This is a genomic window from Campylobacter sp. CNRCH_2014_2849 (assembly GCF_025772845.1).
GTDB lineage: Bacteria > Campylobacterota > Campylobacteria > Campylobacterales > Campylobacteraceae > Campylobacter_D > Campylobacter_D lari_D.
Window position 1 is genome coordinate 34,487 of sequence record NZ_JAKMSW010000001.1, and the last position, 14,476, is coordinate 48,962.

The window sequence follows — 14,476 nt, forward strand, 5'->3', positions numbered from 1 at the left end:
AGGCTAAGTCATGGGAATTTTTGATAGTTTATATACAGGGGTTAGTGGTATAAGAGCTGCTGAACTTCAAATCAATACCACAGGTAACAATATCTCTAATGCAAATGCAGTATTTTATACTAGACAAAGAGCGGTGCAAAGTTCAGGTATGTCTCTTGATAGAGGTGGCTTACACTTAGGAACAGGTACGCAAATTGATACTATTAAAAGATTGCATGATGAGCATTCTTATTATGAGCTAAAAAACGCCACTACTCAACAAAACTATACAAATTATTTAGGACAAATTTTACAAGAAGCAAGTCAAAGATTTCCTGATATGCAAGGAACTGGTATTTTACAAGATTATAAAAATTACTATGATGCGTGGAATAACTTTGCTTCCAACCCAAGCGATGGAGCAAGTAAAATAGATCTTGTTAATAGCGCAAACACATTAGCTCAAAACATACAAAAAACATTACAAGATCTTAGCAAAATGCAACAAACAGTTAATGAGCAAATTCAACAAACCGTAGATGAGATTAATAACATTGGTCAAGAAATTGCAAATATTAATAAACAACTTGAAAATGAAGAAGTTTTACCTACCGATAATGCAAATCAACTAAGAGATAAAAGAGATGAACTTGAACTTAGACTTTCAAAGTTAGTTAATGCTGTTGCTTGGAAAGGAACAAGCTCTCAAGATAGTACTTTAGAATCTACCATGACTGATTCTGGAAGATATTATGATTTAAGCATTCAAGGCTTTAGTATAGTAAATGGCTCTAGCTTTCACCCTTTAAAATTAGATAATAACAACCCTAATGGTTTTTATCAAATTTATTATGAAGTAAATGATGAAAACCGCTATGATTTAACAAGCAAAATTTCAGGTGGGCAGCTTGGTGCTCAACTTGATCTTAGAGGTAGAAATTATGATGGCAATCATGATACTTACAGCGATGGAAAATTACAAGAGTATAAAGATATGCTCAATACCTTTACAAAAACACTCATAACTCAAACTAATAATGTCTATGCTCAAGCAGCAACCGATAAAGTAAATTCAGATGATTTAAAAGGTTTAAAATCTGATACTTCTTTAATGAGTTATGATAAAAACATCCAAGCAGGAAGCTTTGACATCACAGTTTATGATGAAAAAGGTAATGCAGTAGCTACTAGAACTATAAAAATAGATGTCAATACCACTATAGAAGATGTTATTAAACAAATCAATGCAGATGTTGATGATAATAAAGATGGTGTTAGCGGTAATGATTTAAATGATTATTTTCAAGCCTTTTATCATTATGATGGAAAAAGTGATAGTGGAAATTTCCAAATCAATGGCTTAAAAAAAGGTTATAAAATAGCTTTTAAGGATAATGGCACAAATTTCCCAGGCGCTTTAAATGTATCTTCATTTTTCAATGGTCAAGATGCAAGTAGCATTAATGTAAATTCAAGCATTAGAAATGATCCAAATAGCTTAAAAGCTAGTTCAAACGGAGTTGATGGAAATAACGATGTAGCTAATGCTATGTTGCAACTTCAAAATCAAAAAGTAAATTTTTATAATAAAGATGGTACAGTAGATACTATGACTTTGGATGGATATTATAGAAAATTTACAGGCCAAATTGCTTCAGATGCTGAAAGCAATGGCTTTGCGCATGCAACTAATATGACGGTATTTAATACAGCTTATGCAGAATATCAATCAAAAAGTGGTGTAAATACCAATGAAGAATTAGCAGCACTCATACAATATCAAGCAAGTTATGGCGCTGCAGCTAAAATCGTAACTACCGTTGATCAAATGCTTGAAACCTTACTTGGTTTAAAATCTTAATGCAAATTAAAGCTCTTTTAGATGAAGCAATTTTAAGCAAAAACACTCAAAAAGAGCTTTTCTCTCATCCTGATCCTTTACAAATTGCAAGTGTTTATAAAGATGAAAATATAGCCTTGCTTTGTGCTTTATTTGCCTATGGAAATGCTAAAAATATTGTAAATTTTTTAAATAAACTTGATTTTTCCTTGCTTGAGAAAAGCGATGAGATTATTAAAAAAGAATGTAAAAATCTAAAATACCGCTTTCAAAACTCTCAAGATATAGCTCAAATTTTCATCACACTCAAGCGCTTAAAAAATGAAGATAGTATAGAAAATATTTTTACCAAAACTTATCAAAAAGAGCAAAACATAACACAAGCAATAAAAGCTTTCATAGAAACAATTTACAAGCTTAATCCTTATAAAAGTTATGGTTATGAATTTTTCTTTTCAAAAGAATTTAACATTCCAAAAGGTCCTTTAAAAAGATACAATATGTATCTTAGGTGGATGGTAAGAAAAGATGAATTAGATTTAGGTTTGTTTAAAAATATAGACAAAAAAGATTTACTCATACCCTTAGACACTCATACTCATAAAGTTTCATTAAAACTTAAGCTTTTAAAGCGTAAGATTTATGATTTTAAAAGTGTTTTAGAACTTACGCAAAGTCTTAAAAAATTCGATCCTACTGATCCTATAAAATATGATTTTGCTCTATATAGAATCGGACAAAACAAGGAAAGCTTATGGAGCTTGAATTAACTTATTATGTGATTTTATTCTTTGTTGCTGCTTTTGCAGGTTGTGTTGATGCGATTGTAGGTGGTGGTGGGCTTATTACCATACCTGCTTTATTTGCTTGTGGTATTCCTCCTCATTTAGCCCTAGCTACTAATAAACTTCAAAGTACCTTTGGATCACTCACTGCGGTTTTAGCTTATAGAAAATCTATGCATATAGAAAAGATAGCTTTGGGAATTTTATTTACTGCTATTGGAGCTGCCATTGGAACTTATGCAGTCTTACTAATAGATCAAAATGCTGTTAAAATCATTGTATTAATTTGCCTTGTTTTAATCTTTTTTTACACTATTTTCAAGCCTGATTTAGGCCATGTACATAATAAAGCTAAAATGAGTACTACAAGCTTTCAAATCATCTTTGGCTTGCTACTTGGTTTTTATGATGGTTTTTTAGGACCTGGTACTGGTTCTTTTTGGATTTTTGCTTGCGTGATATTTCTTGGTTTTAGCATGAAAAATGCAAGCATTAATACTAAAATCTTAAATTTTACTAGCAATGTAGTAGCTTTAGGGGTATTTTTATACTCTTATGAGGTGCTTTGGAAAGTTGGTATTTTAATGGGTATAGGTCAAATTTTAGGTGCTTTTATAGGATCAAAACTAGTCTTAAAAACGCAAGGAACTTTTATCAAAAAACTCTTTTTGATTATGGTTGCTTTAACTATAGCTAAGGTTGCTTATGATTATCTTGCTTAAATTTCTTGACTAATTTGCCACATAGGTAAAAATACACCCAAGGCTAAAACTAAAATCAAACTCGCCATAAAAATTGTCATCAAAGGCTCCAAAACACTCAAAAGCTTTTGAGTATAATTTTCTTTTTTATACTCATAAAACAAAGCAAGCTCATAAGTGCTTTCATCTAATTTAGAACTTTTTAAAGCTAAATTTAACATTCTTATCACAAAAGACTCAAAAAGCTTTGTGTTAGAAAAAGCCTGAGCTAAATCAAGTCCTGATTCAAATGAAGTCTTTATAATAAACATTTTGTTTTTAAAGAATTGATTTTCTATACCTTCACAAGCAAGTTTAAAAGCTCTTTTTATATCCACCCCTGCTTTTAATAAATATGAAAAAATTAAGAAAAAGCAAAATTTATCTTGATAAAATATTATTTTTCCAAAAATGGGAAAATAAAAAAGAATTTTATGAAAAAACAAAGACTTCCTAAAAAAATAAGTAAGTATTATAAAAAATCCTATATTTAATAAAATAATCATGTAAAAATGACTAAAAAAATCAGCTATAATAAAAAGAATTTGAGTGATTTTTGGCAAATCCAATTCAAGTTGTAAAAATAAAGTTTTAAATTCAGGCAAAACTAAAGTTATAAGAATAAAAAAAGCAAAAATAATACACATAAAAACGAAAAGTGGGTAAGCTATAGCCTTTTTTAACTGCTTAAAACTATAAAGATTTTTTTCTTTTAAACTAATAATAATATCAAGAGCCTTATGTAAATCTTCTCTGCCATCACAAATTTTTAAAATAGCACATTCTCTAGAATTTAAAATATCTTTAAAGGCTTCATTATAAGAACTTCCATTATTGAGTTTATTATAAATTGTATTAAAAATTTTAATATTTTGTTTTTCATAGCTTGATTTTAAAAATTCTAAAATTGCTTCCTGTAAGCTTAATCCTGCCTTTAAGATCATATTTAAATCCTTAAGAATGAAAATAAGCTCTTCTTCTTTGATTTTATGTTTTATCGGTTTGAAATATTCTTCAACACTAATAATATTTACAAATGACTTTAACGCAAAATTTCTAGCTTCATATAAATTTCTAGCCCTTATTATATATTGTTTTTGCTCTTTATTTAATACATAAAAAATAACAAATTTTTTCAAAAACTAATCTTTCTTAACTCATCTATACTTGTTAAGCCAAGTTTTGCCTTTTCTAAAGCATCCATACCTAAAGTCAAAAAACCTTTTTTTAAAGCGTATGTTAAAATATTTTCATAATTTGCATTATTTTCTATCATATTTTTTAAATTATGATCTAAAAACAAAAATTCAGCTACCATTAAACGCCCTTTATATCCACTATACATACACTCAACACAACCTTTTGCTTTGTAAAATTTTCCTTCAAAAACTTGATTTTGAAAGTAAAATTTTTCCTTGTTAGGTTCTTTACATTCACATAGTTTTCTTACTAATCGTTGAGCTATAATTAAATTAAGAGAATGAGCTATTAAGTATTCTCTTGCACCCATATGCTTCATTCTAAAAATAGCTTCTATAGCGCCATTAGTGTGTAGGGTACTTAAAACTAAATGTCCGCTTAAAGAAGCTTTTAAAACTATATCCAAACTATCCTCATCTCTAATTTCACCTATCATAATCACATCAGGATCGTGTCTTAAAACTGCTCTTAAAGCTTTGTGAAAATCAAATCCGGCTTTAGAATTTAAAAGAATTTGTTGAGCATATTTAAGTTTATATTCTATAGGATCTTCTAGAGTGATGATTTTTTTACTTTGTTCAATTTCATTTAAAATAGCATGCATAAAAGTACTTTTACCACTCCCTGTTGGCCCACAAAACAAAATCAGACCATAAGGTGCATTCGTGTGTTTTTTCAGCTGAATTAAATTTTCTTCTTTGATAAAAAGTTTATCAAGTTTTAAAACATATCCATCTTGTTTTAAAATTCTAAACACTACGCTTTGTCCAAATAATAAAGGCATAATTGAAACTCTAAAATCATATTTTTGTTCTAAAATGATTTTAGAAAAACTCCCATCTTGAGCTTGTCTTTGTTCAGCTACATTAAGCAAAGCAATAATTTTTACATGCAACAATAAGGCTTGGTATGATTTTGCATCAAAACTATATATATATTTTAACTCCCCATCTATTCTAAATCTTATATATACTTCATTTTCTAAAGGCTCTAAATGGATATCACTTGCTCTTAAAAAACAAGCATAAGTTAAAATTAAATTCAAAAACTGCTCTAATAAAAATTCATCTTTATTTTCATCACTTTTCAAACTAAGCTCTAATCTATTAAGATGATTTTGAAATTTAATTAAAAATTTAACCCTTTCTAGCAAAAATTCAAATTGCGTAAAAACACAAAGAAAAATCTTGATAGTTTTAAAACGATATAAATTTTGTATTTTTTCCAAAACATTCTCTTCCAATGGTTTAAAGGAAGCTATATGGATATTTTCATCATCTTCATAAAAACAAAAAATATCATGTTGTTCTATTAAAGAAAAAGGCAAAATGTGAAGATATTTTTCAAAATCAAAAGTTTGATTTAAATTTAAAAATTCCATTTTATATTGAGAAGCAATTTCTTTTAAAGAATACTCACTTAAGTTTTTTAATTTTTGATGTGTATCACTCAAAATAAATCTCCAAAAGCTTTTCGTATTCTTTTTTAGCTATTAAAGCATCTTCATATCTTCCGAGTTTTATTTTAGCATTAATAAAAACAAGCCAAGCTTCTTTTTGCAATAAATCAAAATCATTAGCCTCTATAGCCCAAAAAACTGCTTGTTTGTATTCTTTATTTTGATAAAAATATTTTGCTAAATTTAAAGCATTTTCATAGTTTGGTTGATTAATGAATTTTTCATAAAATATGTTTTGATCGAAACTATTGTTTTGAATTTCTATAGCATTTAAAAAAGAAAAACATATTAAGATTTTAAAACATATCATCTTCATGCTGAAAACCTAGGTCTTTTAAACTTAAAATTTTATTATTAGTTTTTACTAAACTTGGTTTGATAATAAAAACTATTTCGCTAATATCTTCATAATTTTGTTTTCCTTGAAATAAAGCTCCAAAAAGTGGAATTTTAGATAAAATGCTTATTTCATTATGATTATTAATGGTATTTTTACTAATCAATCCGCCTAAAATTAAAGTTTGTCCATCATCAACCTCAACTACAGTAGAAAGCTTTTTTTGTATAGTATCTGGCGCTATATTTCTTGGTTTGCTTTGTCTATGATTATCAAAACTATATTTAAAATCACTCAAGCTTGGATTAATCCTAAGCATAATTTTATGATCATCTGAAATCTCAGGCAATATATTAAGTAAAATTCCTACAAAAATAGAATAATTATTATATATTTCACTAACTATTGTACCATTTTCTGTTCCTTTAGAACTTTCTTTTACTTGATAATTTATTGTATCGCCTATAGAAATAATAGCTTGCTGATTGTTTAAAGCCATAAGTTTTGGGTTAGAAAGTATAGTTGTTTTACCATTTTCTTGTAATAAATTTAAAATAGCTTTGGTTTCAATATTTGCTTTTAAGTTAATATTTCTAACACCATCTTTATTAATTATAAAATCATTATCATCACCATTAAGTTTAAAAGCAAGTTCTTGCCAATTAATTCCACTTGAATGATTTTTGTTTAAATGCACAGCAACAATACTTACATCAATTAAAACTTGTTTTTTAAGTCTTTTATTTAAGTCATCTAAATATTTTCCAACTCTTGCAAGTTCATATGGAGTTGCATTTAAAGTAATAATTCCTGCATTAGTATTGACAATAGGTTTAGTTGTATTTTCATCCAACAAAGCTTGAATTTCTTCTGAAATTTTCTCCCAAAAATCAAATTTATCAGTACTAATAACTAAATTATCTACTTCTTTATAATTATCATAATCTCCTTGTTTTGGTCTAGAATCCACTGAAGCTTTAGTAATACTTTGTCCTTCTCTAATAGAACTTATATAATGCACTTTAAAAGTTTTAACTTGTTTTCCATAAATTTTTAAAGCATTTTTATCGTATTCATAAGCAAGATTGTTTTCCACCAATAAAAGCTTAAAAATCTCTCTTAAAGACATTTTCTTTATATGTAAATAATTTTGAGCATGCATTAATTTTTCTTGAGCAAAAATATCTTTGATAATAATACTAAAATCACACTCTCTTCCGAGTTCATTTAAAATTTCAAGCAAAGAAGTTTTGTTTTCTACTCTTATATTGAAAAAATGCTGATTACACTGCATGGCAAATACATTTGTAAAAAACAAAAAATTAATACATAAAAATACTATTTTTTTCATACAAATTTACAACCATTATTTTTTCTTCCTTTTTTAATACAACTTGAGAATTTCTAATTTCAACTATTTTAAAACCATCAATATAATCGTTTAAAGCATACCACTTATCATTAATCTTAATCTTATTTGAAACAATAGCTTGCAAAGAAAAATTAGATTTTATATTTGTAGTCTTTTTAAAAAAAGGATCTTGAATTGAAATTAAATTATCAACATAACAATTTTGATTTAAAAATGGATAATTAACACCAAAAGCATTAATTATCCATAAAACAAGAATAAAAATTCGAAACAAAATTAATTTTCATTGCTAAAATCAGCACTTGCTAAACGCTTAAGCTGTCTGTAACGACGTTGTGCCTCTGCTTTATTTTTTTCAAATAATTCTTTTGCTTGCTCAGGATTTGATTTTTTCAAAGAATTATAACGAACTTCATTCATTAAAAAGCTTTCATATAAATCCCAATCAGGTTCTTTTGAAGAAATTGTTAAAGGATTTTTACCTTCAGCTTCTAAACGCGGATCATAAATATAAGTTGGCCAATATCCACATTTTGTAGCTAACTCTGCTTGATTTCCTGAATTTCCAAGTCCACCTTTAATACCATGAGCTATACAAGGAGAATAAGCAATAATCAAAGAAGGTCCATCATAAGCTTCTGCCGCCATTACAGCTTTTAACAATTGTGCATAATTTGCATTAGAATTTACTTGAGCCACAAAAATATAACCATAAGTCATAGCAATTTGACCAAGATCTTTTTTCTGTACTGGCTTACCTGCTGCAGCAAACTGTGCTACTGAACCTGTTCTTGAAGATTTTGAGCTCTGACCGCCTGTGTTAGAATACACTTCAGTATCAAGCACTAAAATATTTACATTCTCACCGCTTGCCAAAACATGATCAAGTCCACCATAACCTATATCATAAGCCCAGCCATCACCACCAAAAATCCAATGTGATTTTTTACTTAAATAGCTTTTAAGTTCTAAAATATCATTAACTGCTTTGATTTGCTTATTTTCTTCTAACAATGGAACTAATTTATCTCTTAATTCCAAAGAAACTTTAGAATCTTCTTTATTTGCAATCCACTCTTTATATAATGCAGAAAGTGCGTTAGGTACTTCTTGCATACTTTCATTCATTATGTGTTCTATTTTATGTCTTGTAGTTTCAGTTGCTATTTTCATACCAAGACCAAATTCAGCATTATCTTCAAATAAAGAATTGCCCCAAGCAGGTCCATGACCATTTTTATTGCTTTTTCTATATGGAGTTGAAGGAGCTGAGCCACCATAAATAGAACTACAACCAGTTGCATTAGCAACAATCATTCTTTCACCAAATAATCTAGTAATTAAAGTAATATAAGGAGTTTCTCCACACCCTGGACATGCTCCATGAAATTCAAATAAAGGTTGAGCAAATTGGATGCCTTTGGTATTTTCTCTATTTAAAATATTATCTTTATAACTTACTTTTTTGAATAAATAATCTGCATTTTCTTGCTCACCATGATCAAGCTCTTCACCTAGTGGTACCATCACTAAAGATTTTTCTTTGGTAGGACACTCATGCACACAAAGCTCACAACCTGTACAATCAAGCGGCGAAACTTGAATTTTGAAATTTAATTTTTGTTCTTTCACGCCTTTTGCATTTAAGCTGTGCTCTTTTACACCTGCTGGAGCATTGTTTAATTCTTCTTCATCAATCAAGAAAGGTCTGATAACTGCATGAGGGCATACTGAAGCACATTGATTACACTGAATACAATTAGTTTCTATCCATCTTGGCACCATAACACCAACGCCTCTTTTTTCATACTCAGTAGTACCATGCTCAAAACTACCATCTTCATAGCCCAAAAATGCCGAAACTGGTAAATCATCGCCCTTAGCTGCATTCATAGGTTTTGCGATTTTTTCAACAAACTCAGTACCTTTATAAGCTATAGTTTCTTCTTTTGCTTCATTAGCTAAATTTACCCAAGAAGGATCAATATCAACTTTTACAAGTCCATCTGCACCTACATCAATGGCTTTATAATTCATTTCAACTATAGCATCACCTTTTTTACTATATGATTTATAAGCTAATTCTTTCATATATTTTTGCGCATCTTCAAAAGGAATAATATTAGCAAGTTTGAAAAATGCTGATTGCATAATCGTGTTTGTTCTACTACCTAGTCCTATCTCTCTAGCAAGTTTTGTAGCATTAATGATATAAAAATTAATTTCCTTTTGTGCTAAAACTCTTTTTACTGCATTTGGAATTTTTTCAATAGTTTCTTGCGCACTCCAAATACTATTTAAAAGGAAAGTTCCACCTTTTCTAATGCCTGCTAAAACATCATAAATTTCTAAATAAGCAGCCACTGAACACGCTACAAAATGCGGCGTAGAAACTAGATAAGTTGAAGTGATAGGTTTTTTAGAAAATCTTAGATGGCTTCTTGTATAACCACCTGATTTTTTAGAATCATAAGCAAAATAAGCTTGCGCATAAAAGTCTGTTTTATCCCCTATAATTTTAATAGAATTTTTATTTGCACCTACAGTACCATCAGCACCAAGTCCATAGAATAAGCACTCTATAGTACTTTCATCACCTAAAGAAATTTTCTCTCCCACAGGCAATGAGGTAAAGGTTACATCATCATTAATTCCTATGGTAAAACCATCTTTTGGATTAGCTTGATTTAGGTTTTCAAAAACTGCTATTAGCTGAGCAGGATCAACATCTTTTGAAGAAAGTCCATATCTACCACCAACGATTAAAGGTGCTTTTTCTTTTCCATAATATGCACTTTTTAAATCCAAATAAAGTGGCTCGCCTAAACTTCCTGGCTCTTTAGTTCTATCTAAAACAGCTATTTTTTCAACACTTTGAGGCATTACATCAAATAAATATTTTAAACTAAACGGTCTATATAAATGAACTTTTAAAACCCCTACTTTTTCGCCTTTGTTGTTTAGATGATCTACAACCTCTTTTAAAGCTTCAGTCACTGAACCCATTGCTACTACAATGCGTGTTGCGTTTTTATCCCCATAATATACAAAAGGTTTGTATTCTCTTCCTGTAATTTTTGAAATTTCTTGCATATATTCATTAACAATGTCAGGAATAGCTTCATAATATTTATTTGCTAACTCTCTTGTTTGAAAATAAATATCATCATTCTGAGCTGTACCTCTTGTTTTTGGATTTTCTGGATTTAGACAGGAATTTCTAAATTCCAATAAAGCCTTACGATCCAGTAAGCGATCAAAATGTGCATAATCCATTACTTCAATTTTTTGGATTTCATGAGAGGTTCTAAAACCATCAAAAAAATGCATAAAAGGCACTCTACCTTTGATAGCTGCTAGGTGTGCAACACCTGCTAAATCCATACTTTCTTGCACAGAATGCGAACAAAGCATAGCAAAACCTGTTTGTCTTGCAGCATAAATATCTTGATGATCTCCAAAAATAGATAGCGCTTGAGATGCTAAAGCTCTAGCTGCCACATGAATTACTCCAGGTAAAAGTTGACCTGCAATTTTATACATATTTGGTATTTTTAACAAAAGTCCTTGAGAAGCGGTATAAGTCGTGGTTAAAGAACCTGCTTGCAAAGACCCATGAACTGTCCCTGCTGCACCTGCTTCACTTTGCATTTCTACAACTTTAACTGGCACTCCAAAAAGATTTTTTTTGCCTTGAGAAGCCCATATGTCAGTATAATCAGCCATAGGAGAGCTTGGAGTGATAGGATAAATTCCAGCAACCTCTGTAAATGCATAAGCAGCGTAAGCTGCTGCTTCATTACCATCCATCGTTTTCATTATTTTACTCATTTAATCTATCCTTATAATTAAATAATTACTTAAAGTCAATAACTACTTTATCTTTAATTGTCTTAAACAATAATAAAAATTTTTTATTATTTATAGGTATAGAGTTTAAATGGGAAATTATCGGATATTTCTTATATATTTTATGGCTTCATAGGTATTTTTAAAAAGCGGAATTTCAAATTTAGCTAAACTTTCTTTACTTTCATAACCACTACTTACAGCCACAGGAATAATATTGGCATTTTGAGCAGCTTTTATATCTAAATGAGTATCACCTACCATAAAAGCATTTTCTTTGTTTTTAGAAAGTTTCTTCAAAGCTAATAAAATAGGCTCAGCATCTGGCTTTGGACAAGTTACATCGTCTCTACCTATAATAACTTTAAAATGCTCTCCTATACCTAAATGATCAAGTAAAGGTTTAGAAAATTTAGAACTTTTAGTCGTAACAACAGCTAAATCAGCAAATAAACTAGCCTCATATACACTTTCTTTTGCAAAAGGAAGTAAAGAAGTTTGTTCTATATAGATTTTTTGATATACATTTCTATAAGCATTAATATATTCACTTGTTTTCTCTTTTGCCACACCAAGCTTTTCAAAAGCTACATCCAAAGGAAAACCTATCAAAGCCTTAATAGCTTCATGATCTCTTAAAGGCTCATTAAAAGCTTTAAAAGCAGCATCAAATCCATCTAAAATGGCACTTGTAGAATCTATCAAAGTGCCATCTAAATCAAATAAAATTGTCTTTTTTAGCAAAATTTATTCTTTAATAAAAAATTTTGCTTCAACGCGTCTATTTTGCGCACGACCTTCTTTGGTATCATTGCTTGCTTTTGGCTTTTCAAAACCATAGCCTTTAGTTACAATTTTTTCTTTAGCAACACCTGTTTTTTCAAGTTCCTTCGCTACGGCATTAGCACGCTCTAATGATAATTTTTGATTATAAGCCTTAGGACCTGTACTATCTGTATGGCCTTCTAAAATAGTATAGTATTGAGGATTTTCTTCTAAGATCTTACCTACTTCTTGAATTTTTTGAGCAAATTCTGGATTTATATTAGTCTGATCAAAACCAAAATGTCCCTCAAGGGCTATTGTTTTTTCACAACCTATATGATCAAGCAAAGCACCTTTTCTTGGTTCTGAACATGTTTTATCGATTTGTTTTACTTGTGGCTTTTCTTCAATTTGCTTTGTTTCAACATTAGGAGTTTTTGGAGCTTTATTGCCAAAATAAAAACTTAAACCAACACTAGAAATTAAATTATGTTCGCCATTGTTGAATTTAATTTGATCTCTTGCTTCAAGTCTTAAAGCTAAATCTTCTCCAAGTGCGAATTTAAAACCCGCACCATATTGAGCAAACATACCACTTTTATTTTCATAAGCCCCATGACTTAAATACTCATAACCTGTTCCTAATAATCCATATAAATACACATGATTAGCTAAATCAATTCCTTTAATAGCATTCACATAAAATCTCGAAACACTAGTATTTGTATGTGTATTATCATTTGGATTATTATATTTTGCATTATCATAATACTCTAAACCAAGTTCAGCTTGATCTATCCATAAATCATCATAGTGGTAGCCAAATCTTAAGCCAACTCCACCATAATTTTTAAGATCTAAATTTCCTTCTGGTGTTGTATAGTTAAAGGTCGGGGTTATTTCTATTTTGCTAGCATCAAAAGCAAATAAAACACTAGCTAAACTAACTAAGCTTATAATTTTTTTCATAACAATCCTTATAAAATAAATTGAGCGATTATATAAAAAAGAAGATTAAAATAAAATAAGCCCCTTTGGGTAAGGGGCTTAAATTTACTACAAAAAGGAGGTTTCCCTGATCGGACCTTGGAATTATAAATATTTATTCTAAACAAAAAATCCTTTGATTTTAAATAAAATAAAAATATATGAAAAAAATATGATTTTTTTTAAAAAAATAGAGAAAATGGATCCAAAATGGATCCAAAAAATATTAGCGTTTAGAGAATTGTGGGCTTCTTCTTGCTTTTCTGCGACCGTATTTTTTACGCTCAACAGTTCTACTATCTCTAGTAAGAAGTCCTTTTGGTTTTAATAATGCTCTAAAATCTGCATCCATAGCAGCTAAAGCTCTTGAAATACCATGTCTTAAAGCTTCAGCTTGAGCACTGTAACCACCACCTAAAGTTGTTGCTTTAATGTCCATAGAAGTTTCTTGTTTAGTTACTAATAAAGGCTGAACTACTTTTAATTTTATAGCTTCATGTCCGCCAAGCCAAGTGTTTAAATCCATACCATTAACGATGATTTTACCACTACCAGCTTTTACCCAAACTTTAGCTACAGCGGTTTTTCTTTTACCTGTTGCGTATGTTGTTGCCATGATTATTTTCCTTTATTAGCAATTTGAGCAGTATGAGGATGTTCGCTACCTGCATAAATTTTTAATTTTTTAAGCATAGCTCTACCTAGGTTTGTTTTAGGTAGCATACCACGAACTGCTAATTTATATAATTTAACTGGATTTTTTTCTAATAAATCACCAAATTTTTCACTTTTTACGCTTCCAAAATACCCTGAATGTCTGTGATATAGTTTATCTTCTGCTTTATTTGCACCTGTGAAAACTGCTTTAGAAGCATTGATAATGATTACATAATCTCCACAATCAACATTTGGAGTATAGCAAGGTTTATTTTTACCTCTTAAAATAGTCGCTACTTCTGTTAAAAGACGACCGAAACGCTTTCCTTCAGCGTCTAAAACGATCCATTCGCGTTTTACTTCGTTTGGCTTTGTTATCTTTGTCATCATCTTACCTTTGCCAAAAATTTTTTAAAAATGAGATTATAATTATTTTAGCTTAATTAATACTTAATTTAAGAATATTTAAAGCTTAAATATTTTGATTAATTCTTGCAGATAAAAGT

Annotated in this window: 13 protein-coding genes; 3 read left to right on the forward strand and 10 right to left on the reverse strand. The window is 29.5% G+C overall.

The features are described 5' to 3' along the window. The first annotated feature begins 10 nt into the window (after positions 1-10). From flgK to L8X33_RS00205, 3 genes are read left to right on the forward strand one after another with little or no spacing between them, the layout of a single operon-like run. A complete protein-coding gene (gene flgK, locus L8X33_RS00195) occupies positions 11-1,840 on the forward strand; it encodes a flagellar hook-associated protein FlgK (protein WP_263659835.1) in 1,830 nt (609 codons plus the stop codon). Then, a complete protein-coding gene (locus tag L8X33_RS00200; RefSeq protein ID WP_133319377.1) occupies positions 1,840-2,589 on the forward strand; it encodes a TIGR02757 family protein in 750 nt (249 codons plus the stop codon). The genes flgK and L8X33_RS00200 overlap by 1 nt, the downstream gene beginning before the upstream one ends. Then, positions 2,574-3,326 (forward strand): TSUP family transporter, encoded by a 753-nt coding sequence (locus L8X33_RS00205; RefSeq protein ID WP_220566448.1) that lies wholly within the window; start codon positions 2,574-2,576, stop codon positions 3,324-3,326. Before L8X33_RS00200 ends, L8X33_RS00205 begins: the two co-directional genes overlap by 16 nt. Here the strand turns inward: L8X33_RS00205 and L8X33_RS00210 are convergent. The 10 genes from L8X33_RS00210 to rplM all read right to left on the reverse strand — a co-directional run bounded on the left by L8X33_RS00210 (position 3,323) and on the right by rplM (position 14,357). Continuing rightward, positions 3,323-4,483 (reverse strand): type II secretion system F family protein, encoded by a 1,161-nt coding sequence (locus tag L8X33_RS00210; RefSeq protein ID WP_263662831.1) that lies wholly within the window; start codon positions 4,481-4,483, stop codon positions 3,323-3,325. The genes L8X33_RS00205 and L8X33_RS00210 overlap by 4 nt on opposite strands. After that, positions 4,480-5,997, reverse strand: coding sequence for a GspE/PulE family protein (locus tag L8X33_RS00215; protein ID WP_263669683.1), 1,518 nt, complete (start codon positions 5,995-5,997; stop codon positions 4,480-4,482). The genes L8X33_RS00210 and L8X33_RS00215 overlap by 4 nt, the downstream gene beginning before the upstream one ends. After that, positions 5,990-6,319 carry a CDC27 family protein gene (locus tag L8X33_RS00220; RefSeq protein ID WP_133319381.1) on the reverse strand — a complete coding sequence of 110 codons (330 nt, stop codon included), beginning with the start codon at positions 6,317-6,319 and terminating at the stop codon, positions 5,990-5,992. The genes L8X33_RS00215 and L8X33_RS00220 overlap by 8 nt, the downstream gene beginning before the upstream one ends. Continuing rightward, a complete protein-coding gene (gene mshL, locus L8X33_RS00225; RefSeq protein WP_263664625.1) occupies positions 6,300-7,691 on the reverse strand; it encodes a pilus (MSHA type) biogenesis protein MshL in 1,392 nt (463 codons plus the stop codon). The genes L8X33_RS00220 and mshL overlap by 20 nt, the downstream gene beginning before the upstream one ends. Next, positions 7,663-7,986, reverse strand: a complete 324-nt coding sequence (locus tag L8X33_RS00230) for a hypothetical protein (protein ID WP_263669684.1) — start codon at positions 7,984-7,986, stop codon at positions 7,663-7,665. Before L8X33_RS00230 ends, mshL begins: the two co-directional genes overlap by 29 nt. 2 nt (positions 7,987-7,988) lie before the next feature. Then, entirely contained in the window at positions 7,989-11,543 is a 3,555-nt protein-coding gene (gene nifJ, locus L8X33_RS00235) for a pyruvate:ferredoxin (flavodoxin) oxidoreductase (RefSeq protein ID WP_263669685.1), read from the reverse strand. A 117-nt stretch (positions 11,544-11,660) separates the two neighbouring features. Continuing rightward, a complete protein-coding gene (locus L8X33_RS00240; RefSeq protein WP_263659498.1) occupies positions 11,661-12,305 on the reverse strand; it encodes an HAD family hydrolase in 645 nt (214 codons plus the stop codon). A 3-nt stretch (positions 12,306-12,308) separates the two neighbouring features. Further along, on the reverse strand, positions 12,309-13,295 hold the full coding sequence (locus L8X33_RS00245) for an OmpA family protein (RefSeq protein ID WP_263661062.1): 987 nt from the start codon (positions 13,293-13,295) through the stop codon (positions 12,309-12,311). Positions 13,296-13,539: 244 nt separating this feature from the next. After that, positions 13,540-13,929: a 30S ribosomal protein S9 gene (gene rpsI, locus L8X33_RS00250; protein ID WP_039617655.1), complete on the reverse strand. Its 390-nt coding sequence runs from the start codon at positions 13,927-13,929 to the stop codon at positions 13,540-13,542. A gap of 2 nt (positions 13,930-13,931) precedes the next feature. Next, positions 13,932-14,357 (reverse strand): 50S ribosomal protein L13, encoded by a 426-nt coding sequence (gene rplM, locus L8X33_RS00255; protein WP_039617653.1) that lies wholly within the window; start codon positions 14,355-14,357, stop codon positions 13,932-13,934. Between the last annotated feature and the right edge of the window lie 119 nt (positions 14,358-14,476).